Annotated in this window: 21 protein-coding genes and 2 tRNA genes; 7 read left to right on the forward strand and 16 right to left on the reverse strand. The window is 70.2% G+C overall.

Going from position 1 to position 24,690, the window contains the following annotated elements:
* Window positions 1–21: 21 nt before the first annotated feature.
* From clpX to HDA41_RS13335, 5 genes are all read right to left on the reverse strand, one after another.
* The gene (clpX, locus tag HDA41_RS13315) at window positions 22–1,308 is read right to left on the reverse strand and encodes an ATP-dependent Clp protease ATP-binding subunit ClpX (RefSeq protein ID WP_184983715.1); all 1,287 of its coding nucleotides are present in this window, start codon (window positions 1,306–1,308) and stop codon (window positions 22–24) included.
* Window positions 1,309–1,489: 181 nt separating this feature from the next.
* Window positions 1,490–2,197, reverse strand: coding sequence for an ATP-dependent Clp protease proteolytic subunit (locus HDA41_RS13320; RefSeq protein ID WP_311772139.1), 708 nt, complete (start codon window positions 2,195–2,197; stop codon window positions 1,490–1,492).
* A 109-nt stretch (window positions 2,198–2,306) separates the two neighbouring features.
* Window positions 2,307–2,912, reverse strand: a complete 606-nt coding sequence (locus HDA41_RS13325; protein ID WP_184993373.1) for an ATP-dependent Clp protease proteolytic subunit — start codon at window positions 2,910–2,912, stop codon at window positions 2,307–2,309.
* Between the two features lie 333 nt (window positions 2,913–3,245).
* Window positions 3,246–4,631 (reverse strand): trigger factor, encoded by a 1,386-nt coding sequence (gene tig / locus HDA41_RS13330; protein ID WP_184983717.1) that lies wholly within the window; start codon window positions 4,629–4,631, stop codon window positions 3,246–3,248.
* A gap of 193 nt (window positions 4,632–4,824) precedes the next feature.
* Window positions 4,825–4,901, reverse strand: a tRNA-Pro gene (locus tag HDA41_RS13335).
* Between the two features lie 164 nt (window positions 4,902–5,065).
* Here HDA41_RS13335 and HDA41_RS13340 point away from each other — a divergent pair.
* A tRNA-Gly gene (locus HDA41_RS13340) sits at window positions 5,066–5,136 on the forward strand.
* A 407-nt stretch (window positions 5,137–5,543) separates the two neighbouring features.
* Here the strand turns inward: HDA41_RS13340 and HDA41_RS13345 are convergent.
* On the reverse strand, window positions 5,544–6,431 hold the full coding sequence (locus tag HDA41_RS13345) for a serine/threonine-protein kinase (RefSeq protein WP_184983719.1): 888 nt from the start codon (window positions 6,429–6,431) through the stop codon (window positions 5,544–5,546).
* Between the two features lie 141 nt (window positions 6,432–6,572).
* Complete coding sequence (locus HDA41_RS13350; protein WP_086603929.1) at window positions 6,573–6,767, reverse strand: hypothetical protein; 195 nt, start codon at window positions 6,765–6,767, stop codon at window positions 6,573–6,575.
* 694 nt (window positions 6,768–7,461) lie between these two features.
* Here HDA41_RS13350 and HDA41_RS13355 point away from each other — a divergent pair.
* On the forward strand, window positions 7,462–8,580 hold the full coding sequence (locus HDA41_RS13355; protein WP_376706785.1) for an acyltransferase family protein: 1,119 nt from the start codon (window positions 7,462–7,464) through the stop codon (window positions 8,578–8,580).
* A 15-nt stretch (window positions 8,581–8,595) separates the two neighbouring features.
* Here HDA41_RS13355 and HDA41_RS13360 read toward each other — a convergent pair whose 3' ends face one another.
* The gene (locus HDA41_RS13360) at window positions 8,596–9,057 is read right to left on the reverse strand and encodes an HD domain-containing protein (RefSeq protein WP_184983723.1); all 462 of its coding nucleotides are present in this window, start codon (window positions 9,055–9,057) and stop codon (window positions 8,596–8,598) included.
* Between the two features lie 65 nt (window positions 9,058–9,122).
* Entirely contained in the window at window positions 9,123–10,301 is a 1,179-nt protein-coding gene (locus HDA41_RS13365; protein ID WP_184983725.1) for a PP2C family protein-serine/threonine phosphatase, read from the reverse strand.
* A gap of 160 nt (window positions 10,302–10,461) precedes the next feature.
* Here HDA41_RS13365 and HDA41_RS13370 point away from each other — a divergent pair, with 160 nt between their 5' ends.
* Window positions 10,462–11,724, forward strand: coding sequence for a GNAT family N-acetyltransferase (locus HDA41_RS13370; RefSeq protein WP_184983727.1), 1,263 nt, complete (start codon window positions 10,462–10,464; stop codon window positions 11,722–11,724).
* A gap of 75 nt (window positions 11,725–11,799) precedes the next feature.
* Here the strand turns inward: HDA41_RS13370 and HDA41_RS13375 are convergent, their stop codons facing one another.
* Window positions 11,800–12,609 (reverse strand): Fpg/Nei family DNA glycosylase, encoded by an 810-nt coding sequence (locus tag HDA41_RS13375; RefSeq protein ID WP_184983729.1) that lies wholly within the window; start codon window positions 12,607–12,609, stop codon window positions 11,800–11,802.
* A gap of 568 nt (window positions 12,610–13,177) precedes the next feature.
* On the reverse strand, window positions 13,178–13,663 hold the full coding sequence (locus tag HDA41_RS13380; protein ID WP_184983731.1) for a ribose-5-phosphate isomerase: 486 nt from the start codon (window positions 13,661–13,663) through the stop codon (window positions 13,178–13,180).
* 288 nt (window positions 13,664–13,951) lie between these two features.
* Between HDA41_RS13380 and HDA41_RS13385 the strand changes: the two genes are divergently transcribed.
* Window positions 13,952–15,445, forward strand: coding sequence for an amino acid permease (locus HDA41_RS13385; RefSeq protein WP_184983732.1), 1,494 nt, complete (start codon window positions 13,952–13,954; stop codon window positions 15,443–15,445).
* An 88-nt stretch (window positions 15,446–15,533) separates the two neighbouring features.
* On the opposite strand, the gene HDA41_RS13390 is transcribed toward HDA41_RS13385, so the two are convergent.
* Window positions 15,534–17,477 (reverse strand): serine/threonine-protein kinase, encoded by a 1,944-nt coding sequence (locus tag HDA41_RS13390; protein WP_184983734.1) that lies wholly within the window; start codon window positions 17,475–17,477, stop codon window positions 15,534–15,536.
* Window positions 17,478–17,672: 195 nt separating this feature from the next.
* Between HDA41_RS13390 and HDA41_RS13395 the strand changes: the two genes are divergently transcribed.
* Window positions 17,673–18,413, forward strand: coding sequence for a hypothetical protein (locus HDA41_RS13395; protein ID WP_184983736.1), 741 nt, complete (start codon window positions 17,673–17,675; stop codon window positions 18,411–18,413).
* An 83-nt stretch (window positions 18,414–18,496) separates the two neighbouring features.
* Here HDA41_RS13395 and HDA41_RS13400 read toward each other — a convergent pair whose 3' ends face one another.
* Window positions 18,497–19,078 carry a biotin transporter BioY gene (locus HDA41_RS13400; RefSeq protein ID WP_184983739.1) on the reverse strand — a complete coding sequence of 194 codons (582 nt, stop codon included), beginning with the start codon at window positions 19,076–19,078 and terminating at the stop codon, window positions 18,497–18,499.
* Between the two features lie 390 nt (window positions 19,079–19,468).
* On the opposite strand from HDA41_RS13400, the gene HDA41_RS13405 reads away from it, so the two are divergent.
* Both HDA41_RS13405 and HDA41_RS13410 read left to right on the forward strand, forming a co-directional pair.
* A complete protein-coding gene (locus HDA41_RS13405) occupies window positions 19,469–20,848 on the forward strand; it encodes an amino acid permease (RefSeq protein WP_184983740.1) in 1,380 nt (459 codons plus the stop codon).
* A 134-nt stretch (window positions 20,849–20,982) separates the two neighbouring features.
* Window positions 20,983–21,630 carry a superoxide dismutase gene (locus tag HDA41_RS13410; RefSeq protein ID WP_184983742.1) on the forward strand — a complete coding sequence of 216 codons (648 nt, stop codon included), beginning with the start codon at window positions 20,983–20,985 and terminating at the stop codon, window positions 21,628–21,630.
* Window positions 21,631–21,749: 119 nt separating this feature from the next.
* Here HDA41_RS13410 and HDA41_RS13415 read toward each other — a convergent pair whose 3' ends face one another.
* The 3 genes from HDA41_RS13415 to HDA41_RS13425 are packed head-to-tail and all read right to left on the reverse strand — an operon-like array spanning window position 21,750 to window position 24,634.
* Window positions 21,750–22,526, reverse strand: coding sequence for an SAM-dependent methyltransferase (locus HDA41_RS13415; RefSeq protein WP_184983745.1), 777 nt, complete (start codon window positions 22,524–22,526; stop codon window positions 21,750–21,752).
* Between the two features lie 12 nt (window positions 22,527–22,538).
* Window positions 22,539–23,171 (reverse strand): histidine phosphatase family protein, encoded by a 633-nt coding sequence (locus HDA41_RS13420; protein ID WP_184983746.1) that lies wholly within the window; start codon window positions 23,169–23,171, stop codon window positions 22,539–22,541.
* The gene (locus HDA41_RS13425) at window positions 23,168–24,634 is read right to left on the reverse strand and encodes an FGGY-family carbohydrate kinase (RefSeq protein WP_184983747.1); all 1,467 of its coding nucleotides are present in this window, start codon (window positions 24,632–24,634) and stop codon (window positions 23,168–23,170) included. The genes HDA41_RS13420 and HDA41_RS13425 overlap by 4 nt, the downstream gene beginning before the upstream one ends.
* Between the last annotated feature and the right edge of the window lie 56 nt (window positions 24,635–24,690).

Genomic DNA, 24,690 nt, shown 5'->3' on the forward strand with positions numbered 1-24,690 from the left:
GCCTTCGCGTGCAGTGGGTGACTAGGCCGTCTTCTGCTCCCCCGGACCGCGTCCGCGCGCATCCCGCGGAATCAGCGTCGGGTTCACGTTCGACTGGACGACGTCCGCCGTGATGACGACCCGGGCCACGTCCTTGCGGGACGGGACCTCGTACATCACGCCCTGGAGGACTTCCTCCATGATGGCGCGCAGGCCTCGCGCGCCGGTCTGGCGGAGAATGGCCTGGTCGGCGATGGCTTCGAGGGCCTCGCGCTCGAAGTCCAGCTCCACGCCGTCGAGTTCGAAGAGGCGCTGGTACTGCTTGACGAGCGCGTTGCGCGGCTCGATGAGGATCTGGAGCAGGGCCTCGCGGTCGAGGTTGTGGACCGAGGTGATGACCGGGAGGCGGCCGATGAACTCGGGGATCATGCCGAACTTGACCAGGTCCTCCGGCATGACCTCCTGGAACTGGTCCTTGGACTCCATCTCGCGCTTGGAGCGGATCTGCGCGCCGAAGCCGATGCCCTTGGCGCCGGCCCGGGACTCGATGATCTTCTCCAGGCCCGCGAAGGCACCGCCCACGATGAACAGCACGTTCGTCGTGTCGATCTGGATGAACTCCTGGTGCGGGTGCTTGCGGCCGCCCTGCGGCGGGACGGAGGCCGTGGTGCCCTCGAGGATCTTGAGGAGGGCCTGCTGTACGCCCTCCCCGCTCACGTCGCGCGTGATCGAGGGGTTTTCACTCTTCCGCGCGACCTTGTCGATCTCGTCGATGTAGATGATCCCGGTCTCGGCCTTCTTGACGTCGTAGTCGGCGGCCTGGATCAGCTTGAGCAGGATGTTCTCGACGTCCTCGCCGACGTAGCCGGCCTCCGTCAGGGCCGTGGCGTCGGCGATGGCGAACGGGACGTTCAGCATCCGCGCGAGGGTCTGCGCCAGGAGGGTCTTGCCGGAGCCCGTGGGGCCGAGCAGGAGGATGTTGGACTTCGCCAGCTCGATGGCGTCGTCGCGGCCGCTCCCCCCGCCGTTCTCACCGGCCTGGACCCGCTTGTAGTGGTTGTAGACCGCCACGGAGAGGGCCTTCTTGGCGGCCTCCTGGCCGACCACGTACCCCTCGAGGAATTCGTAGATCTCCCGGGGCTTCGGGAGCTCCTCCCAGCGGACCTCGCTGGTCTCCGCCAGTTCTTCCTCGATGATCTCGTTGCAGAGGTCGATGCACTCGTCGCAGATGTACACACCGGGCCCTGCGATGAGCTTCTTGACCTGCTTCTGGCTCTTGCCGCAGAACGAGCACTTGAGCAGATCGCCGCCGTCACCGATGCGTGCCACGGTGTGCTTCCCCTTCGCCTGGGAGACTCCTGGACGCCGACGTCCAGCGGACTCCTGGTGCTGCCTTATGTCCGACGGTACCTTGCCGGGCCCCCCGTTCGGGCCCCCCTTGGCGCGGTTCGCTTTGACGTGGACCGTGCCAAACCGTGCCAAGGGGCGGCAGACGATACAGCTTCTCGCCTCAACGCAGGCTCGAGTTGTCCATCTTCCGGGTGGTGATGACCTGGTCGATCAGACCGTAGTTCAGCGCGTCCTCGGCCGTAAGGATCTTGTCGCGCTCGATGTCCTCGCGGATCTTGTCGATCGTCTGCGTGGAGTGCTTGGCCAGCATCTCCTCCAGCTGCGAGCGCATCCGGAGGATCTCGTTGGCGGCGATCTCCAGGTCGGAGACCTGGCCGCGACCGGTCTCGCTGTACGGCTGGTGGATCAGCACGCGCGCGTTCGGCAGGGCCATGCGCTTGCCCGGCGTACCGGCGGCCAGCAGGACGGCGGCGGCGGAGGCCGCCTGGCCCATGCAGACCGTCTGGATGTCCGGCTTCACGTACTGCATCGTGTCGTAGATCGCAGTGAGCGCCGTGAAGGAACCGCCCGGGCTGTTGATGTAGACCGAGATGTCACGGTCGGGGTCCATCGACTCCAGGCACAGCAGCTGCGCCATGACGTCGTTGGCGGAGGCGTCGTCGATCTGGACGCCGAGGAAGATCACGCGCTCCTCGAAGAGCTTCGCGTACGGGTCGTACTCGCGGATGCCCTGGGAGGTGCGCTCGACGAAGCGCGGGATGACGTAGCGGGACTCGGCCTGCGGGCCGGTGTAGCGGCCCTGCGAGGCGGTCATGTCCTGCACGGCGTGCGTACGGTCGTAGATCCCGCTGCCGGGGAACTGGTTCACGGTGTCTCCTGAGAAGGGCTGAGGCGGTCGGCTGGGGCTGTCTGGGGTCGCGGGGGCCCGGGAGGGCTCCGTGGGCCTCACGGGGCGCCACAGGCCCCGTGGGGACCTCTCAGGCCCCGGTGCCGCCGCCGCCCGGCATGCCGGCGGCCGTAGGCATGACGTCGTCGATGAGGCCGTACTCCTTGGCCTCGAAGGCGTCGAACCAGCGGTCGCGGTCCGAGTCCCGGGTGATCTGCTCGACCGACTGGCCGGTGTGCTGGGCGGTGAGCTCGGCCATGCGCTTCTTGGTGTGCAGCAGCCGCTCGGCGTGGATCTTGATGTCCGAGGCGGAGCCCGCCAGGCCTGCGGAGGGCTGGTGGATGAGGATCTCAGCGTTCGGCAGCGCGAAGCGCTTGCCGGGGGTGCCCGCGCTGAGCAGGAACTGTCCCATCGAGGCCGCGAGGCCCATGGCGATCGTCACCACGTCGTTCTTGATGTACTGCATGGTGTCGTAGATCGCCATGCCGGCCGTGATCGAACCGCCGGGACTGTTGATGTACAGGTAGATGTCCTTGTCCGGTTCGGCGGCAAGGAGCAGCAGCTGTGCGGTGATCTTGTTCGCGATGTCGTCGTCGACCGGCTGGCCGAGGAAGATGATCCGCTCGTTGAGCAGCCGGTTGTAGACCTGGTCGCCGAGGCCACCACCGATGGAAGGCTCGCCGGCGGCTGAAGGCATCAGATTCGTCACGTATCCACCTGCTCGTCTTACGACGGCGCCGGGCCGTCTTACGTGTTCCCTGCGGGGCGGGAGCCGTATCGGAGACTCCACTGCCCTGGTATTCATGGACCCTAACGCGCGGGTCCCTTCGGGGAATCCCGGAGATGGGAGTGTTCGCCGGGGGCGTAGCGCTGCGCGGCTTCGGCGGGGTGGTTCCGCCTGTCGGCGGCTGCGGGCGCGTCGTGGTCGCTCGCGCAGTTCCCCGCGCCCCTGGGGCGATGACGCCGACGGGCCCCGAGAGGCGGTGTGCGTCTCGGGGCCCGTCCTACGGCGTCACAAGGTGCCGGGGGCTCAGCCCTCGGTCTTCTCCTCGGCGGACTCGGCCGGGGTCTCCTCGGCGGAGGCCTCGGTGGTGTCCTCGTCCTCTTCGTCGTCCAGGTCGATGACCTCGCCGTTGGTGTCCTTGACCGTGGCCTTCTCGACCACGACGGCCAGGGCCTTGCCGCGGGCGACCTCGCCGACCAGGAGCGGAACCTGACCGCCCTCGACGACGGCCTGGGCGAACTGGTCGGGGGACATGCCGGAGGAAGCGGCGCGGCGCATGAGGTGCTCGGTGAGCTCCTCCTGGTTGACGTTGAGCTTCTCCTGCTTGACGAGTTCGTCGAGCACGAACTGGGTCTTGATGCCCTTGACCGCGGCCTCGCGGGTCTCGGCGTCGAACTCCTCCTCGCTCTTGCCCTGGATCTCCAGGTACTTCGCGAGGTCCAGCCCCATCTGGCCGAGCTGGTGGTGCTCGAGGTTGTGCTTGCGGGTGTTGATCTCGTCCTCGAGCAGCTTCTCGGGGACCGGGACCTCGACCAGCTCGAGCAGCTTCTCCAGGACGCGCTCCTGGGCCTGCGTGGCCTGGTCGTACTGCTTCATGTTCTCCAGGCGCTTGCGGCTGTCGGCGCGCAGCTCCCCGATGGTGTCGAACTCGGAGGCGAGCTGCGCGAACTCGTCGTCCAGCTCGGGCAGTTCACGCTTGGCGACCTGGGTGACCTTGACGGTGACCTCGGCCTCCTTGCCGGCGGCGGAGCCGCCCTTGAGCTCGGAGGTGAAGGTGGCCTCGCCACCGGCCTCCAGGCCCTTCACGGCGTCGTCGATGCCGTCCAGCAGCTCGCCGGAGCCGATCGTGTAGGAGACGCCGTCGGCGACGCCGTCCTCCAGGACCTCGCCGTCGACCTTGGCCTCCAGGTCGATCGTCACGACGTCGCCGTCCTCGGCGGCACGCTCGACCGGGGCGGTGGAGGCGAAGCGCTCGCGGAGCTCCTCGACCGCCTTGTCGACGTCCTCCTCGGTGACCTCGACGGCGTCGACCTCGACCTCGATGCCGGAGTAGTCCGGGATCTCGATCGCGGGGCGGATGTCGACCTCGGCGGTGAAGTTCAGCGTCTCGCCGTCCTTCAGCTCCGTGATGTCGACCTCGGGCTGGCCCAGGGGGCTCAGCTCGGCCTCGTTGACCGCGTCGGTGTAGAACTTCGGAAGCGCGTCGTTGACGGCCTCCTCCAGCACCGCACCGCGGCCGAACCGCTGGTCGATGACCCGGGCCGGGACCTTGCCCTTGCGGAAGCCCTTCACCGTGACCTGCTGGTTGATCTTCTTGTACGCCGCGTCGAGGCTGTCCTTGAGCTCCTCGAAGGGCACCTCGACAGTGAGCCGAACCCGAGTCGGGTTCAGGGTCTCCACGGCGCTCTTCACGGTTCGGTCTCCTTGTGGCTGACTTCTTGGGTTCTGCCGGTGCCAGAGCGGCCCGGCGGATTTCGCCGCCCGGAGGACTTCAGACGATGAGACACACGGGCGTGCAGCTTGCATAGTAACGGCAGCGGCTACACCGCCCAAAAGGCGATCACGCGAATGATCGGGCGACGATCACGCGAGGTGACCGGGTGGCTGGTCGGGGTGGCGGGATTTGAACCCACGGCCTTCCGCTCCCAAAGCGGACGCGCTACCAAGCTGCGCCACACCCCGTCTGGTGCGACACGTAGGGTACATGCCGCCAGGCGGTGTGGCCGACGCATTTCCACAGGACCCGTGCCGCGTCGGCCACGGCGGGAATGCGGTGTGCGACGGACGGGCCCGACCCGCTACGATGCCTTCAGTGCCGCGGTCACCCGACCTGCGGCGCGCGCTGTGCGGGCGTAGCTCAATGGTAGAGCCCTAGTCTTCCAAACTAGCTACGCGGGTTCGATTCCCGTCGCCCGCTCTGTAGGCCTCGGGCCCGGTTCTTCGGAACCGGGCCCGAGGTCGTTTCCGGGGTTCAGAGGTCGCGTACGTTCACCGTGTAGCCCGCCGATGCCAGAGCACCTTGCCGGTGTCGGCGGCCAAGGCGTTGATCGTGCAACTGGTCCGGAGGGCTGTTCGCAGAGTTCTGTTGGTCGGCCTCGTAGCGAGCCGCCCGTCCGGCAACCCTCGGCATGGTGACGAGCGCGGCGAGTGCGACCGCCACGGCGGCCGACACCAGCAGCAGGCCATGCCTGCGGCGTGTGCGGGTGCGGTCGGTCCGAGGTGCCGGCCCCGCTGCCGGATCGGCAGCCGCTTGGTGCTGCTCGGTCGGGGTTCTGCCGAGCCGGTGAGGCCCGGCTTCGTCCCGCTCGGCGCCCGTCCCGTCGGTCAGGGGGTGCTGTGTTTCGCCTCGCTCCGGGCGCGCCGCGTCGGGGCACGCGTGCCGGCGGGCTCGGTCGGGCGGGTGCCCGGCCATGGTGGTACGGGTCGTGGCCGTCGTGAGGCGGTGCCGGGCGGGTGACGCCCGGTGGGGGTCGCGGTGCCCTCGCGGAGCAGGGTGAACAGTTCGTCCGCGGCGGGGCGGGACTTCTGGTGCTTCTGCAGGCAGGAGCGGATGAAAGGAAGGAGCTCGTCCGGTACGCCGGCGAGGTCCGGCTCGCCCTCGACGACCCGCAGAGCCGTCTCGTACGGGCTGGGGCTGTCGAACGGACCCCGGCGGGTGGCCGCGCAGGTGAGGACCGAGCCGAGGGAGAAGATGCCGGCGGCCGGGCCCACGTCCCGGGGAGAGGCGAACTGCTCCGGGGACATGAAGGGCGGCGTGCCCATGACGCGGCCGGTCTGGGTGAGGACGTCCGAGGCGGCGAACTCGGCGGTGCGGGAGATGCCGAAGTCGATGACGCGGGGGCCGTCGTCGGCGAGCATCACGTTGGACGGCTTCAGGTCGCGGTGGACGACTCCGGCGCGGTGCATGTCGCGCAGCGCCTCGGCGAGGCCCGCGGCGAGTTCGCGCAGGCGGGGCAGCGGGAGCGGGCCGTGCTCGCGGACGTGGGTGGCGAGGTCCGCGCCCGGAATGTGGAGTGTGGCCATCCAGGGGCGCGGCGCGTCGGCGTCCGCGTCCACGACGGGGGCCGTGAAGGCGCCGCTGATCTGGCGGGCGGCGGCCACCTCGCGGCGGAAACGGGCGCGGAACTCGTCGTCGTCGGCGTACTGGCCGTGCACCACCTTGATCGCCAGGTGCCGGCCGGAGGCCGAGCGGGCGAGGGAGACCACACCCATGCCGCCGGAGCCCAGGCGGTCCTCGATGCGGTAGCCGCCCCCTCCGCGGGGTCATCCCCGTACGTTCCCCCCGTCACGCACCGTCCTGTGGTCGGGGAGGAGCGTATCCGCACGCTCCTCGCGTCGGCGGTACCGGCCCGGTCAGAAGCTGATCGAGTTGATGGTCTGCGCTATCGAGTTGAGGAATCGCTGGATGTCGTCGGCCATGCCCGTCGAGGCGAGGAAGAAGCCGAAGAGGACCGCCACGATCGCGGGGCCCGCCTTGATGGAGCCGCCTCTCAGCAACACCACAAGGATGATCGCCAACAGCAGCACCACAGACAGTGAAATGGCCACAACTGATCACACCCTCGGTCGGTCCGCTCTCCCGGCCCGGGGACGCAACCCCGCGCACCCCGCCAGAACCATCGTGCCACCAACGCGGCCGGGCTATGCGGCCGGTGACGCATCGACCACCTCACGCGTGTCCGGACGTGTGCGCGCCGCCCGGGGGCAGGGGCCGAACGGCCGTGACTCGTACGACAATTCGACGGGCCACCCGCACAGGGAATTCGACCGCATCGTTTCCGTGTCCACACAACGCGTTCGCAGCTAATTCGAATTGCCCCCGCAAGCCCTCAACAACCCCGCGGGCAGACTTCGAAGGGGCGCGGAAGCGGACATTCCACCGGAGTCGCCTGCTGGTCTTATGGGGCGCTTAGTCCGGAAGTATCATGACAAGCAGGGCGGGTGTGATGAACACAGTCCACCGTCGGGCGATGTGTTGGCCATCACTCCGACAGTGACGTCAACTACCCGAAATCCGGGGTACCCGCAGCGAATAGCCAGGATTCACATCCAGCGTTTTACGAATAGCCGCAGGGAACGCTAGGGTGCCTCAGATGTTCCACGCTGCCTCGTCCCCCGCAAGCGCAGCGAGGTCCCGGATCGTCTCCCCGAGCTCCTGGTGGGAGGGTCTGTGACGAACTCGCTACGACCGAACGGCGACCGCAGGGCGCCACTTCCCCCGGCACAGTCGCCGACTGACGGAGTGCCGAGCCCGCGCTCGCCGCAGAGCCCGCAGAAGAAGCAGAACGGCAAGCAGCGCGACGCGTTCTTCGACAACGCCAAGTACCTGGCGATCGTACTGGTGGCCATGGGCCACGCCTGGGAGCCGCTCAAGGGCGACAGCCGGATACTGGAGGCCGCGTACCAGGTCGTCTACGCGTTCCACATGCCGGCGTTCATCATCATCTCCGGCTACTTCTCGCGCAGTTTCGACATGCGGCCCGACCGGCTCAAGCGCCTGATCACCGGCGTCGCCGTGCCGTACATCATCTTCGAGACGGCCTACCCGCTCTTCAAGCGGTTCATCGACAACGACCCGCACCAGGAGATCAGCCTTCTCGACCCCTGGTACCTGACCTGGTTCCTGTGCGCGCTGTTCATCTGGCGGATGACCACCCCCATCTGGAAGATGGCGCGCTGGCCGCTGCCGCTCGCGCTCGGCCTCGCGATGGTCGCGACCGTCTCCCCGGAGATCGGTGACGACCTGGACCTCCAGCGGGTCCTCCAGTTCCTGCCGTTCTTCGTGCTGGGCCTGGTGATGAAGCCCGAGCACTTCCACATGGTGCGCCGCCGTTCCGTGCGCATCGCCTCGGTGCCGGTGTTCGCGGTCGCGCTGGCCTTCAGCTGGTGGGCCGTGCCGCGCATGAACACCGCGTGGTTCTACCACCGGGACGCCGCGCAGGAGCTGGGCGCGCCGTGGTGGACCGGCCCGGTCATGGTGCTCGCGATGTTCGGCTGCTCCCTGGTGCTGACCGCCTGCTTCTTCGCCTGGGTGCCACGCCGCCACATGTGGTTCACCGCGCTCGGCGCTGGCACGCTCTACGGCTACCTGCTGCACGGCTTCCTGGTGAAGGCCGGCGACTACCAGGGCTGGTTCGAGCCGACGTGGATGCACCAGCCGCTCGGTGAGATCGCCGTGACCATCGCCGCGGCCGCCGTCGTGACGGCGCTGTGCACCAAGCCGGTGCAGCGGGTCTTCCGGTTCGCGATGGAGCCGAAGATGGAGTGGGCCTTCAAACGGGACGCGGCCGAGCTCGCCCGGGAGCGCCAGAGCGCCGAGCGGCGCGAGCACGAGCGCGAGCGCGAGAAGGTCAACGCCTGACGCCCGTACTCGCGTTCATCCGACGAGACCGAGAAGTGCGCGCATCCGCGCGTACTTCTCGGTCAGTCGTGTGCGGGTGGTCTCGTCGAGGACCGCGAGGCGTGCCGGGTCCGCGTTGTGCGCCAGGTCCGCCTCCTTCACCAGCAGCGCGCCGGGCGTGGCGAGGATGCGCGCGGCGTACGCCTCGGGCGGTTCCCCCGCCCGCTTGGTGACCGCGAGGACGATGGCCTTGGTACGGCTGCTCAGCGGGGCCTCGCGCAGCCACTGAGGCGAGAGCGCGTCGTCCTCGACGGCGTCGTGCAGCCAGGCCGCCGCGATCTGCTCCTCGTCGCCGTCCCGCGCCCGGACGCCCTCCGCGACGGCCTGGAGATGCTCGGCGTAGGGCCGTCCGGCCTTGTCGGTCTGGCCTGCGTGCGCGGCACGAGCGGTGGCCTCGATCTGAGCCAGGGTCAGCGTGGTGCGGGGTGTCTCGGTCACGGCTCCAGTGTGCGCCTGACTCCAGTGCGTCCTGACTCCAGCGTGCGGCTGAAGAGAACCGCGCCTCAGCGGGTGGCGGCCGCTGTCGGGCCCTCCCGGCAGATCAGCAGCAGGGCCCGGTCGTCGTTGACGTCCTTGGCCACCGCCTCGATGAGGTGCCAGGCGGCGCCGTGGAAACCACCCGCGACGTAACGGTCGGCCTCGCCGGTGAGTCGGTCGATGCCCTCGACGATGTCGCGGTCGGAGGTCTCCACCAGGCCGTCCGTGAACAGCATCAGCACGTCACCCGGGCGGAGCGAGCCCTTCACCGAGTCGAACTGGGCGCCGTCGTACACACCGAGGAGCGGGCCTTCCGCCGTCTTCTCCTCCCAGCGGCCGCTGCCCGCGCTGAGCTGGAGGCCCGGCGGGTGGCCGGCGGAGTAGAGCTCGTAGTCGCCGGAGTCCAGGTCGAGGACCAGGTGAATGGAGGTCGCGAAACCCTCGTCCCAGTCCTGGCGGAGCAGATAGCCGTTCGCGGCCGGGAGGAAGGCGTGCGGCGGGAGGGAACCCAGGAGGCCGCCGAACGCGCCGGACAGGAGCAGCGCCCGGGAGCCCGCGTCCATGCCCTTGCCGGAGACGTCGGTGAGGACGACCTCGAGCGTACGGCCGCCGTTGGTGCGCGCCGCCACCACGAAGTCGCCCGAGAAGGACTGGCCGCCCGCCGGGCGCAGCGCCATCTCACGGTGCCAGCCGTCCGGCAGGCCGGGCAGCTTGCTCTGCACCCGGATGCGTTCGCGCAGGTCGAACAGCATGGTGCCGCCGCGCCGCCAGGGCACACCGACCCGACTGCGGAACTGGGCCAGCAGGAGTCCGAAGAAACCACAGGCCGCGACCACCAGCACCACGCCCGGGGTGACTCTGGACGGGCCTTCCGTGTACGGGCCCAGCCGCACCGACTCCACGATCAGTGCCGTGGCCGCCGCCGCGTACAGGCCGAGCAGGCTCGCCGGGCGCAGCAGCAGGCCGCCCACGACGACCGGCAGGACCAGCGCGGCCGGCGAGAACCACACCGAGTTCGCCAGCGTCGCCGCGGCGATCAGCGGGACGGTCACGAGCAGACCCACCAGGGCGATCCAGTCCGAGCCGTCGCCGCGGAAGTAGTCCACGGCGGCTCGGCGCATGCCGACGCGGGCCCGGTGCCACTGCTTCTTCAACCGGGCCGTGAACGTCTCGGCTTCCGCGCGCCGCTCTCGTCCTGCTGCCATTAGTTCGGGACCCTATCCATCGGACCGGTCACTTGGCACGGGAGGTCCTACTTGTCCCCCGTCCGAGGGCCGACTTCACAGTGAACTTACGGTGCGCGGCCCGCCACCGCCCCGGGAAAATTCCCTCGCTCGTCCCGAGTTGCCCTGGTAGGCATGGGCCATGGCGACTGATGCGACCGGCTCCGCGGCGACCCTGCGGGTTCTTCGGCAGGACGACTGGGACAAGTGGTACGACACCCTCATCCGCGGCTTCGGCGGGGTGCCGGAGTCCGCCGAGGAGCGGGAGTTGTGGCGCTCGCTGACCGAGTGCGACCGTTCCCTCGGTGCCTGGGACGGGGACGACTGCGTGGGGACGGCCGGGGCGTTCGCCTTCCGGCTCACCGTGCCCGGCGGGGCCTCGGTGCCGGCCGCGGGCGTCACGACGGTGAGCGTGGCCGCCACGCACCGCCGGCGCGGCGTCCTGACGTCCATGATGCGGCGGCAGCTGGACGACGTCCGCGCCTGGGGTGAGCCGCTGGCCGTGCTCACGGCCTCCGAGCCGGCGATCTACGGCCGGTTCGGATACGGCACGGCCACCTTCCAGTTGAACGCCGAGATCGACACGAGCCGGGTGCGGCTGTCGTCGCTGCCGGCTGGTACGGACGACGTGCGTCTGCGGTACGCCGTTCCCGCCGATGCCGTCGATGTGTGCGAGGCGGTGTACGCGCGGCTGGTGCCGTCACGGCCGGGGATGCTGGCGCGGCAGCCCGGCTGGGAGCGGCTGGGAGTGCTCGATCCGGAGAGCGAGCGGGACGGGGCGTCGCCGCTTCAGTGCGTCCTCGCCGAGCGGGACGGGGAGACGGTCGGGTACGCGCGGTACCGCGTCAAGCCGGGGTGGGAGCCCGCCGGGCCCAACGGCACGGTGATTGTGGAGAACTCGGCCGCGCTGGACCCCGCGGCGGACGCGGCGCTGCTGCGGTTCCTGTTCGGCATCGACCTGACGTCGACGCTGGTGATGCGGGGGCGGCCGGTCGACGACGCGTGGCAGTACATGGTGTCCGACATACGGCGGTGTCAGCCGCGGTTGCGGGATTCGCTGTACGTGAGGCCGGTGGACGTCGGGGCCGCGTTGGAGGCGCGGACGTATCAGGCGCCGGTGGATGTGGTGTTCGAGGTGGAGGACGCGTTCTGTCCCTGGAACGCCGGGCGTTGGCGGCTCAGCGGGGATGCGAAGGGGGCGTCCTGTGAGCGTACGGCGGATGCGGCGGATGTCGCTTTGTCCGTACGGGAGTTGGGGGCGGCGTATCTCGGTGGGGTGAGCCTCGTGGCGTTGGGGGCGGCGGGGCGTGTACGGGAGTTGCGGCGGGGGGCGTTGGGGGAGGCCTCGGTGGGGTTCGGGGGCGGGGGCGGTGCGGTGGCGCCGTGGTTGCCGCACGGTTTCTGAGGGTTTGGTTGGTTTTTGCGGCGCGTGGTGTGTGGCCTGGGTTTTGAGGGGCCTGGGCGTTCAACGCCTGGGCGTTCAGGGGCGTTGGCAGGTCGGGCACCAGAAGAGGTTGCGGGCGGCGAGATCGGCGGTGCGGATCTCGCCGCCACAGATGTGGCAGGGCTGGTTGGCCCTGCGGTAGACGTACACCTCGCCGCCGTGGTCGTCCACGCGGGGTGGGCGGCCCATCGCGTCCGGGGTATGTTCCGGGCGGACCGTGTCGATGCGGTTGTTGCGGACGCCCTCGTGCATGAGCTCGACCAGGTCGGTCCAGATCGCGTGCCACTCGGACGGGGTGATGTCCTTGCCCGGGCGGTAGGGGTCGACGCGGTGCCGGAAGAGGACCTCCGCGCGGTAGACGTTTCCCACGCCGGCGATGACCTTCTGGTCCATGAGGAGGGCGGCGATGGTCGTACGGCTGCGGGAGACGCGGCGGTATGCGGTGTCCGGGTCGGCGTCGTCGCGGAGGGGGTCGGGGCCGAGGCGGTCGTGTATCGCCTGCTTCTCCGGGGGTGTGATGAGGGCGCAGGTCGTGGGGCCGCGGAGGTCCACGTAGGTGGTGTCGTTCGCGAGGCGGAGGCGGACGGTGTCGGTGGGAGCGGGTGCGGGGGTGGGGCCGAAGGTGACCTTGCCGAAGAGGCCGAGGTGGATGTGGATCCAGTCGGTGGCGTGGAAGCCGAGGAAGAGGTGTTTGCCGTGGGCTTCTGTGTGGGTGAGTTCCGTGCCGGTGAGGAGGGTGGCGGCGTCGGCGAACTTGCCCTGGGGGCTGGTGACCTGGGGGGTTGTGTCGAGGAAGGCCGCGGCGTAGTCGAGGGCCAGCCGGTGGATGGTGTGGCCTTCCGGCACGGTTTCTCCTGTGATCGTTGCCTTTGTCCAGGGGGTGGCCTCACGGCGGGGCTCCATCCTGGATTCCACCCTCCTGACCGAAGCGGTTCGTCGAGGGGCTGGGGTCGGAAGGCCTCGGCTGCGGACTCGGACTCCGGCCTCCCCGTCGGCCTCGGACCCTGGGCCCCCACGTCGGCCTCGGCCCCTGGCCCCGTCAACGTCAGCCTCGGCCCTGCCCCCACATGGGGCTCGGGCACCAACCCCCCGACGGACTCAGCCCCTGGCCTCCACGTCGAGTTCGGACCCTAGCCCCCACATCGGGTTCCGCCTCAGCCCACGTCGGTCTCGGCACTGGCCCCACCTAGGACTCGGACCCTGACCCCACCTGAGGCTCGGGCGCTGGGCCCCACCCCAGGTCCGGGCCCTGGAGCTGCGCACCGGGCTCGGGTGCTGGAGCCAGCGGCGATGGCCCGGCCCCGGCACCCGCAGGAGGTGCGTGCCGGACCTCACGCCCCCTGCCGCGCTCGGCACGACCGCCTGACCTCAGTGGTTCAGGTAGGGACCGTGTGGAGGCCGGGGCCCGCGGGTCCTACCGCTGGGGGTGGTGGGACGGGATGGGAGGGAGGTCGCCGGTGGATTCGTATGTGGCGAGCATGTCGATTCGGCGGATGTGACGTTCATCACCGGAGAACGGCGTGCTGAGGAACGTCTCGACGAAGGCCGTCGCCTCGTCCTGCGCGTGCATGCGCGCGCCCACGGCGACGACGTTGGCGTTGTTGTGCTGGCGGCCGAGGGCTGCCGTCTCCTCGCTCCAGGCGAGGGCCGCGCGGACGCCCTTGACCTTGTTCGCGGCGATCTGCTCGCCGTTGCCGGAGCCGCCGATGACGACGCCGAGGGACTCGGGGTCCGCGGCCGTCCGCTCCGCGGCGCGGAGGCAGAACGGCGGGTAGTCGTCCTGGGCGTCGTAGATGTGCGGGCCGCAGTCGACGGGGTCGTGACCCGCCGCCTTCAGCCACTCGACGAGGTGGTTCTTGAGTTCGTAGCCCGCATGGTCCGAGCCGAGGTACACGCGCATGGGACGAGTGTGACACGGGTGTTTCGGGGAAGGCGCGCCGGGTGGCGCTCATGAAAACGTGAGGCGAATGTGAGCCCCATTACAGAAGCTCAGGGAAACCTCAAGTAACAATCTGGATTCAGAGGTTCTCCTCGCTGTTCGCCTCAGATTCACTGGACCAGCTCGTACACCGCTCATGCACCGCTCGTACGAGCCCCTGTACACCGTCATGCCGCGACACACCCCCGTTCGTACGGCTCAGACGGTTCGTACGGAAAACAGCTCCCCGGCGCAAAGGAAAACCGTTCCATGACCTCGCAGCCGACTTTGAAGACGACAGGAAGCGAACCCGGCGGCCCCGGCGAACCCGGTGGCGGCTCCGGGCTCCAGGCAGGGCTCAAGAACCGGCATCTGTCGATGATCGCCATCGGTGGTGTCATCGGGGCGGGCCTGTTCGTCGGGTCCAGCTCCGGTATCGCCACCGCCGGGCCCGGCATCCTGCTGTCGTACGCCCTGGTCGGCACGCTCGTCGTGCTGGTGATGCGGATGCTCGGTGAGATGTCGGCCGCCAATCCGACCTCGGGTTCCTTCTCCGCGCACGCCGACCGGGCGCTCGGGCCCTGGGCCGGTTTCTCCATCGGCTGGCTGTACTGGTTCTTCTGGGTGGTCGTGCTGGCGGTCGAGGCGACCGCCGGTGCCGTGATCCTGGAGGGGTGGATCCCGGCCGTGCCGCAGTGGGCCTGGGCCCTGATCGTGATGATGGTGCTCACCGCCACCAACCTCGTCTCCGTGGGGTCGTACGGCGAGTTCGAGTTCTGGTTCGCCGGGATCAAGGTCGTCGCGATCGCCGCGTTCATCGTCATCGGCGGGCTCGCCGTGTTCGGGATGCTGCCCGGCGTCGACAGCGAACAGGCCGGGCTGAGCAACCTCACCGAGCACGGTGGCTTCCTGCCCCATGGTGCCGGGGCGATCCTCACCGGTGTGCTGCTCGTCGTCTTCTCCTTCATGGGGAGCGAGATCGCCACCCTGGCCGCCGGCGAGTCGGAAAACCCGCAGCAGGCCGTCACCAAGGCCACCAACAGCATCATCTGGCGAGTCGCCGTCTTCTACCTCGGCTCGATCTTCGTCGTGGTGTCGCTGCTGCCGTGGGACAGCAAGTCCATCACCGAGGACGGCTCCTACGTCGCCGCGCTGGACTCCCTCGGCATTCCGCACGCCGGTCAGATCATGAACTTCATCGTGCTGACCTCGGTGCTGTCCTGTCTCAACTCCGGCCTCTACACCGCCTCCCGCATGGCCTTCTCGCTCGGCCAGCGCGGTGACGCGCCGAAGTCCTTCGCCCGCACGACCGCCAACGGCGTGCCGCGGACGGCGATCCTCGCGTCCGTCGCGTTCGGCTTCGTCGCCGTCTTCTTCAACTACAAGTTCCCGGACTCGGTCTTCCTCTTCCTCGTGAACTCCAGTGGCGCGGTCGCCCTGTTCGTGTGGCTGGTGATCTGCTTCTCCCAGCTGCGGATGCGGAAGATCATCCAGGCCGAGGCGCCGGAGAAGCTCGTCGTGAAGATGTGGCTGTACCCGTACCTGACCTGGGCGACGGCCGCGCTGATCGTGTTCATCCTCGGTTACATGCTCACCGACACCGAGCACGACGGGCGCCGCACCATAGTGCTGTCGCTGATCGTCGCGGCGCTCGTCCTCATCGTCGCCTTCGTGAAGGAGAAGGTCCGTGGGGGGCGGCCGGCCGCCGCCGCTGACGCCGCCCAGGCGCAGAACGACAGCCGGGACGAGGTCTCGGCCGGCTGACCCTTCCGGCTCCCGCCGTTCGTGGTGAACGGGGGCCTGTGGCGCGTGTTCCGCCCGAACACGCACCGCAGGCCCTTTCCGTTGCCGCCTACAGCACCGTGAAGCTGTCCTTGACCTTCTCGTACGTGCGGAGGGCTCGCGGTTCGATGCCGGAGTCGTACCAGGTGTTGATCTGGTACGACGTGCCATCCACGTGGAAGCCGAGCAGGCTGGCGTGCCAGTGGACGCCCTTCAGTGTGAACGTGTACTCCCAGACCACCGCCGGGTGGCCGCGGAACGCCGTCTCCTCCAGGCGGATCTTGCGGTAGTCCTGGCCCTGCTGGGCGTTGCGCTCGGAGGTCTGCCAGGTCTCCAGCAGGTCACCTCGGGCCAGGGACGACTTGCCGACGAGTTCCTGCGTGCCGTCCGGGGAGGTGTAGTGCACCTCCGCGCCCGTCTTCACGTCCCGCCGCCAGCCCTCGGGTGTCGCCCAGGCGAATCCTCCGGCCTCCCGGTGCGCGCCCGGCGGCAGGCTCTGCGGCCTGGATGTGCCTTCCACGGTGGCCGAGGGCGTGGAGTCCGCAGTGCGGTCAGGGGCCGGGGCTGTGGCCGGGTCCGTGGTGAGTGGTGCGGAGGTCGAGGCGCCCGCGCGGGGGGCGTCGTCGCCCGGTGAGCCGGAGGACGTGGCCAGCAGGATTCCTACCGCGGCGGCCACCGTCGCGACGGTGGCCGCCGCGGCGGCGAGCGTCGTACGGCGGTGGCCGGCTCGGGGGCGGGCGGCGCGTGTGGCGGGGCCGGGGAGTTCGCCCGGCGGCATGGGGGTGGGTGGTGCCGGGGTGGGGTGGGGGCGGCCCGCCGTTTCCGCCCGCGCTCGAGTGAGGGAGACGGGGCTCGGGCGGCGGGTGGCTGTGGTGCTGACCGCGTCGTTCGGCGAACCGGCCGCGTTCGGTTGTGCCGTCTGTGCGGTGGGGGTGGGTACGGGTTGGCGGGGGTCCTTCGGGGTGGGTGGCCGGGATGGTGGCGGCATCGGGGCCGAGGCCCGCGGCTCCGGCTCCCGGTCCGGGGCGGGTTGTCCATCCGGCTCGGGGGTCACGTCGGGGGCGGGCCCGGGGTGTCGGTCGGGCGCCGGCACAGGTGCCTGAGCAGGCGCCGAATCCGACACCGGCTCCGGCAACTCCCTGGCGTACTCCCGCTGTTCCCGACCGGCGCCCACCGACACCGTAGGCGTCGGGGCCGGGTACGCGACCGGTTCCAACGCCGCTGCCAGCTCCTCAAGACCCGGTCGTACCGACGGGTCCTTTTCCAGCAGGGACGTCAGGGTGTCGCGCAACGGGCCGTACCCGGCGGGGAGTTCGGGCTCTTCGTACAGGACCGCGTGCAGGGTCGCCAGTGTGGTGTCGCGGGCGAAGGGGGAACGGCCGCCCAGGGCCGCGCAGAGGGTCGCGCCGAGGGACCAGACGTCGGACGGCGGGCCCTGCGGGCGGCCGGAGATGCGCTCGGGGGCCATGTAGTCGGGGGAACCGACCAGCATGCCGGCCATGGTGAGCGCCTTGGCGTCCTGGATCGCGGCGATTCCGAAGTCCGTGAGGACGACACGCCGTTCGCGTCCCGGTCCGGCCGGCCCGCTCCCGTGCTCCACCAGCACGTTGCCCGGCTTGATGTCCCGGTGCAGCACTCCCCGCGCATGGACCTGCCGTAGCGCCGCGACCAGACCCAGCCCGAGCCGGGCCGTGTCGCAGGGGCCCAGTGGGCCCTCCTCCGCGAGGATCCGTTCGAGGGAGCGGCCCGCCACCAGCTCCATGACGATCCACAGGCGTTCGCCTTCGTCGACCACGTCGTAGACCCGGACGACGTTGGGATGGTCGATCCGGGCCGTAGCCCTGGCTTCGCGCAGGGTGCGTTCGCGGCGGGTCCTGCTGTCCTCCGCGTCGAGGCCGTCGATACGCATTTCCTTGACGGCGACCTGGCGGTCGAGTATTTCGTCGGCGGCTCGCCACACCCGCCCCATTCCCCCCTGGCCGATACTTTCGACCAGCCGATAGCGCCCCGTCACCAATATCCCCGGAACACCGCCGATGTTCGCATTCCCCGGCAATCCGCTGCACCCCCTCCACGACGCCGCGACCGACTCCAGTGAAACACAACGGTCACACTTCACGCCGCACCAGGATAGTGCCGGGAAATCTTGTGGTAGCTCTTTCAGTACTGCGAATACAGGCGCAGTCCAGGGGGACGCAAGGGGGCGAACATGAGTTCTCGTCGCACGGCGGCGATCGCGGGATCGCTAGTAGCGGCATCTTTCTCGGTGGTGGTGATCCTTTCCGGAACAGCCGGCGCGGAAGACGAAGGGCCCGCGAGCAGCAAGGGAGGAAAGGCCGTCGACGAGGCACCGGCGGGCGTGAGGCTGACCACGCTGCTGCCCGAGAAGATCTCGGTCGACAACGGCTCCGAAAAGACAGCGCTTACCGCCACGGTGAAGAACGAGGGAAACAAGGACAGCGGGAAGATCCAGCTTTTGGTCGTCGGTTTCGACGGGCTCACCGTCAAGAACGTCCAGGGGTGTTCCCCTATAGCCGAGAACAATCTTCCGGAGGGTTCGAACAGCGGTTTCAGCTGCCCCGTCGGCAATCTCGCGGCCGGTAAGTCGAAATCGTACGCCGTTGATGCGACGTACGACCTGGGCAAGACCGGGAAGATCTGCCTGCCCGTCCGGGCAGGCGACGGGAAGAAGACGTTCTGGCAGCAGGGCCCGGTGCCGTTCGGCACGACCAATCCGTCACCGGACGCACCGGCGACGCCCCTGCTGCTCGGCACCGACAACGAGCCGGTCTCCCCCGGCAGGCCGGATTCCCCGGGCGGCGAGGAACTGCCGAGGACCGGGCCGGCGCGCGATCTGCTGCCGCTGGGCGCGGCCGGTGCGTCGCTGCTCGCGGCGGGCGCGGCCGGGATGTGGTGGTGCCGGCCGCGGCCGGCACGGCAGGAGATCTGAACCGGCCTCACAGCACCGCAACGCACAAGAGGCTCGCCGGGCTGAGGGATCCCCCGGCGAGCCTCTCGTCAAGTACCGCTGCTTCAGCGCTTGTCGGCGAGCTTCCATGCCGTCGGCAGCGCCCCCATCGCCAGCGCCGCCTTCAGCGCGTCGCCGATCAGGAACGGCGTGAGGCCGGCCGCGATCGCGGCGGCCGCGGACATGCCGGTGACGAGGGCCAGGTAGGGCACGCCGACGGCGTAGATGATCGCCTCGCCCAGCAGCATCGTGCCCGCCATGCGCAGCATCGATCGGTCGGCGCCGCGGCGGGCCAGGGCGCCCACCACCGTGGAGGCGAGGATCATGCCGAGGATGTAGCCGAAGGAGGGGGCGACGCCGGAGGTGCCCTGCGCGAACCACGGCATACCGGCGAGGCCCGCCACCGCGTACAGCGCCAGCGAGAGGAAGCCGCGGCCGGCGCCGAGGGCGGTGCCGACGAGCAGCGCGGCGAAGGTCTGGCCGGTCACCGGCACCGGGGACCCGGGCACGGGCAGGGCGATCTGCGCGGCGAGGCCGGTGAGCGCGGCTCCGCCGAGCACGAGGGCCGCGTCCCGGACACGGGAGGCAGGCAGCAGGTCGGCGAGGACCCGCCCGGTGAGGGCGGGTGTGGCGGCAGCGGTGCTCATGGGGACTCCGCGGGAGTGAGGGCCGGTCGGGACACGGTGACGCTATCCCAGCGTGCTCGCCCGGATCACCGTCAGCGCTCGACAAAGGCGCGAACGCGTGGTTGGTGGGCTCCGGACAAAGGGTGGGGGGTACACGGGACGTGGAGTGATGCCGGTCACGGAGGCAGCGAGGCTTCGATCACGCGGCGGACGGGCAGGCGGACTGTAGGGTTTCGCCAAATCGCCTTCTGCATCGGCGCCAGCCCTGCCGACCCTCCGTCAACGGACACTCACAGCATGCTTCCCGGGTGTCCGCATGCTGGACAGCCCTCCCCGCAGGACGGAGCGACCGCCCAGACTGGCGGCGTTTTTGCCCTCTCACGCCACTCACGCATTGGACGAGCCGCGCCCATGCCCAGCACCACCACCGGGACACCGCCCAGCGCGGACGACGTCTCCCTCTCCCATGGCCTGAAGCAGCGCCACCTGTCGATGATCGCCCTCGGTGGGGTGATCGGTGCCGGGCTGTTCGTCGGCTCCGGCGCGGGCATCGCCGCGGCCGGTCCGTCGATCGTGGTCGCCTACGCCCTCTCCGGTCTCCTCGTGATGCTGGTGATGCGGATGCTGGGCGAGATGTCGGCCGCGTATCCGTCCTCCGGTTCGTTCTCGGCGCACGCGGAGCGGGCGATCGGTCCCTGGGCCGGGTTCACCGCCGGGTGGGCGTTCTGGGTGCTGCTGTGCACGGCCGTCGGCCTGGAGGGCATCGGTGCCGCGAAGATCGTGAGCGGCTGGCTGCCGGGCACGCCGGAGTGGGCGTGGGTGGCGCTGTTCATGGTCGTCTTCTGCGGCACGAACCTCGCGGCCGTGAAGAACTTCGGCGAGTTCGAGTTCTGGTTCGCGGCCCTGAAGGTCGGCGCGATCACCCTGTTCCTGACGCTCGGTGTCCTGGCGATCCTCGGGATCCTGCCGGGCACGGACTCGCCGGGCGCGAGTCATCTGACCGACTTCCTGCCGAACGGCGGCGAGGGCCTGGTCATCGGGCTGCTCGCCTCGGTCTTCGCCTACGGCGGCCTGGAGACGGTCACCATCGCGGCGGCCGAGTCGGAGAACCCCGTCAAGGGCGTGGCGAGCGCGGTCCGTACGGCGATGTGGCGTATCGCCCTGTTCTACGTCGGTTCGATGGCGGTCATCGTCACGCTGGTGCCGTGGGACTCGAAGGAGGTCGTCGAGAAGGGCCCGTACGTCGCCGCCCTCGACGAACTCGGCATCCCGGGCGCCGGCCAGCTGATGAACGTCGTCGTCCTGGTGGCCCTGCTGTCCGCCATGAACGCCAACATCTACGGCGCCTCGCGCATCGCGTACTCGCTGGTGGAGCGCGGCCAGGGCCCGGCGGCGCTGGGCCGGGTCTCGGGCGGGGTCCCGCGGATCGCCGTTCTCGCCTCCTCCGTCTTCGGCTTCCTGTGCGTGCTGTTGAGCTACTGGCGGCCGAACGACGTCTTCTCCTGGCTGCTGAACATGATCGGCGCGGTGATCCTGGTCGTCTGGATCTTCATCGCCGTCTCGCAACTGCGCCTGCGGCGACGCCTGGAGCGACAGACGCCGGAGAAGCTGGTCGTGCGGATGTGGGCCTTCCCGTGGCTGACGTGGGTCGCTCTGGCGGGGATGGCGGGCATCTTCGTCCTGATGGCCCGGGAGCCGGATACGCGGGTGCAGTTGTACTCGACGGGCGGGATGACGCTGTTCCTGGCGGCCGTCGGGTACGCGTGGCAGAAGGCGCGCGCCCGGCAGTAGGAACTGCGGCACCACCAAGGCCCCCGCGACACGCGGGGGCCTTTTTTGTGTGCCCTGGGCACCCACCGACGTCTTCTGCTGCTAGCGTGCAGTTGCAAGTTGATTGCAATAAGAGTCCCGGAGGGTTCCCCGCCATGCCCGTCTACACGCTGCCTGACCTGCCGTACGACTACTCCGCGCTCGCCCCCGTGATCAGCCCCGAGATCATCGAGCTGCACCATGACAAGCACCACGCGGCCTATGTGAAAGGCGCCAACGACACGCTGGAGCAGCTTGCGGAGGCGCGGGACAAGGAGACGTGGGGGTCGATCAACGGGCTGGAGAAGAACCTGGCCTTCCACCTGTCCGGGCACATCCTGCACAGCATCTACTGGCAGAACATGACCGGTCCGAAGGACGGCGGTGGTGAGCCGCTGGCCGCCGACGGTGTGGGAGAGCTCGCGGACGCGATCGCCGAGTCGTTCGGGTCGTTCGCCCGCTTCAAGGCGCAGCTGTCCAAGGCCGCGGCCACGACCCAGGGTTCGGGCTGGGGCGTGCTGGCCTACGAGCCGCTGAGCGGGCGGCTGATCGTGGAGCAGGTCTACGACCACCAGGGCAACGTCGGCCAGGGCTCGACCCCGATCCTCGTCTTCGACGCCTGGGAGCACGCCTTCTACCTGCAGTACCGGAACCAGAAGGTCGACTTCATCGAGGCGATGTGGCAGGTCGTCAACTGGCGGGACGTGGCCCGGCGTTACGAGGCCGCCACGTCCCGCGCGGACGTGCTGCTGCTGGCGCCCTGACGGCGACGCGCTGTTGAGTCGTCCTGCCTCGTGATCGTCTTCTCACCCTTCACGAACGGCAGGCGGAGAGAAGGAAGCCCCCGTGAGGACGTGCCTCGCGGGGGCTTTCCGTGCGTGCGTTACGGCTTGCGGCCCAGGCCGCCGTGCTGGCCGATCGGCTCCGTGAGAGCACCCGGCTCGGGGTGCCACCGCGGTACCGAGACCACGCCCGGTTCCACCAGCTCCAGGCCCTCGAAGAAGGCCTCGATCTGCTCGACCGGCCGCAGGTGGTACGGGACCGCGCCGGTCTCGTTGTAGGCGTCCTGGGCCTGTTCGTACACCGGGTCGGTGCCGCGGGAGCCTTCGTTGAGAGAGAGGTAGCTGCCCGGGGGCAGACCGGCCAGGAGGCGGCGGACGAGGTCGCGGGCCTCGTCGTAGTCGGCCACGTGGCCCAGGATGCCGCTGAGGATCAGGGCCGTGGGGCGGGTGAGGTCGAGCGTCTTGCCGGCGGCCTCGATGATGCGCTCGGGCTCGTGGAGGTTGATCGGCTCGTACGCCGTCGCTCCCTCGGGCGTGGAGGTGAGCAGCGCGCGGGCGTGGGCGAGGACCAGAGGGTCGTTGTCGACGTAGACGATCCGCGACTCGGGGGCGAGGCGCTGGGCCACCTCGTGGGTGTTGTCGACGGTCGGCAGCCCGGTGCCGACGTCGAGGAACTGCCGTACGCCGGCCTCCTGGACGAGGTGGCGGATGCTGCGGCCGAGGAAGGCGCGGCTGCTGCGGGCGATGGTGACGATGCCGGGGAACACGGCGGTGTACGCGTCACCGGCCGCCTCGTCCACCGGGTAGTTGTCCTTGCCGCCCAGCCAGTAGTTCCAGATCCGGGCCGAGTGCGGCACCGAGGTGTCGATCTGCGTCATGGGCTCATAGTCCTACGGCACGTCCGCCCCGCACGGCACATTGAGTGAGAGGAGTGCGGCGGAACCGTCGGGGTTCACGCGCAGCTCGCTGATCGCCGCGTTCCGCAACCGCGGGAACACTCTGCGGTACTCCCCGGCCGGGATCGACAGCAGGGTGCACAGCACCAGGCGCAGCAGGGTGTTGTGGGCGACGACGAGGACGCGTCCGCCGGGGTGGGCGGTGGCGATACGACGCAGCGCGGCGGCCCCGCGGGCCGCTGCCGCCGTCGGGTCCTCGGCGCCGGGGAAGGGGTGGGCGACGGGGTCGGCGCGGAAGGCTGCGGCCCGGTCGGGGACCTCGGCCTCGAACTCGGCGAGCGTACGGCCCTCCACGACTCCGAAATCGCATTCGGCGAGGTCGGGTTCGCGCCGCGGGACGAGGCCCAGGGCACGGCAGGCGGGCTCGGCGGTGGCGACGGCCCGGGAGAGCGGGGATGTCCAGATCGCGTCGACGGGGTGGGCGGCGGCCCAGCGGCCGAGGGCCTCGGCCTGGGCGCGGCCGGTGTCGGTGAGGCCGATGTCGCTGACGCCGGCGTACCGGTTCTCGGCGTGCCAGACGGTCTGCCCGTGCCGGGCGAGGAGGAGGGTCGTGGTCGTGGTGGTCATGACTTCCCGGTGTCCAGGTGAATGCGGGTTCGGGCGTGTGCCGCGACGGGGGCGGGCAGCCAGCCGCGTCCCTCCAGTTCGTCGACCAGGCGAGCGTACGGCTCGGTGAAGCGGGCGGTGCGGTCGGCGCGGGGTTGGAGGACGGTGCGGACGCGGACCATGCGCTCGGCGACGTCGGCGAGACTTCCGGCTCCCGTCACCCCGTACGCGGCCAACGCCGCCATCCCCAGGGCTGGTTCCGTCTGTTCCGGGACGCGGGCCGGGCGGCCGAGGATGTCGGTGCGGAGCTGGTTCCAGTACGGACTGCGCGCGCCGCCGCCGGTGAAGGTGAGCGGGCCGTCGAGGGGGGCGCCGAGGTGGTGCAGGTAGTCCAGACACAGCCGTTCCGCGAAGCCGACGCCCTGGAGCAGCGCGGCCCACAGGCCGGCGTCGCCCTCGGGTTCGCCGAGGACGAGCGGGGCCGCCTGCGGCGCCCGGAACGGGAACCGCTCCCCCGGCGAGACCAGCGGGTACGCGACCGCGCGGGACGGCTCGAACGCCCGCGCCAGCTCGTCCATCGTGGCGGGGTCGGCGTCCGGGAAGTGCGCCGCGAGGGCCCCCGCTCCCACGCTCGACGCCCCGCCGGGCAGCCAGGTGCCGTCGGGGGCACGGTGGTTGTAGACGACGCCGGTGGGGTCCCGGACCGGGTCTCGGGCGGCTCCCTTCAGGACGAGCGTGGTGCCGAGCACCGAGTTCCAGGAGCCGGGGCGCAGCGCGCCCGAGGCGATCTGGGCCGCGCAGCCGTCCGTCATCCCGGCGAGCACCGGGGTTCCGGCGGGGATGCCGGTGGCGTGGGCGGCGTTCGCGCAGACCTCGCCGAGGCGGGTGCCCGGGCGTACGACGTCGGGCAACAGGCGGCCGGGCGCTCCGAGTTGGGCCAGGGCCGCCTCCGGCCAGGCCTCCGCGTGGAGGTCGTAGCCCGTCTTGAGGGCGTGACTGGAGTCGGCGGGAGGCGGTTCGCCGGTGAGGCGGGTGACGATCAGGTCCGGTTGGTGAGCGAGCCGGAGACCCGGGCCGTACTCCCCCACCAGCCACAGCGCCTTCGGCAACGCCCAGGTGTCCTGGACCGCGAGCCCCGCGTCCCGGGCCCGCGCGGACTCCGCCGCCGCGCGGCCGTCGTCGTACATCAGGGCCGGGCTCACCGGCCGGCCCGAGCCGTCCGTCAGCAGCACCGTGCCGGACGTGCCGCACACCGCGAGGCCGCCGACCGGCACGCCGGGCGCGGAGCCGAGTGCCGCCCGGGACGCCGTGCGCAGCGCCGTCCACCACTGCTCCGGGTCCTGCTCGTGCCGCACCCCCTCCCGCCGCCCGGTCAGCGGGGCCGAGCCGCTGCCGAGGACCGTGCCGTCGGCGGTGACGAGCAGCACGCGGACGCTCTGTGTGCCCAGGTCGATCCCCAGCCAGCCCGCATCCTCGTCCGCCATCCGGAACCTCCCACGACGTCGCAGCCGGACCTGTGAACTTCTCACTGTGCCCCGAT

It is taken from the genome of Streptomyces caelestis, assembly GCF_014205255.1.
In the GTDB taxonomy this organism is placed as follows: domain Bacteria; phylum Actinomycetota; class Actinomycetes; order Streptomycetales; family Streptomycetaceae; genus Streptomyces; species Streptomyces caelestis.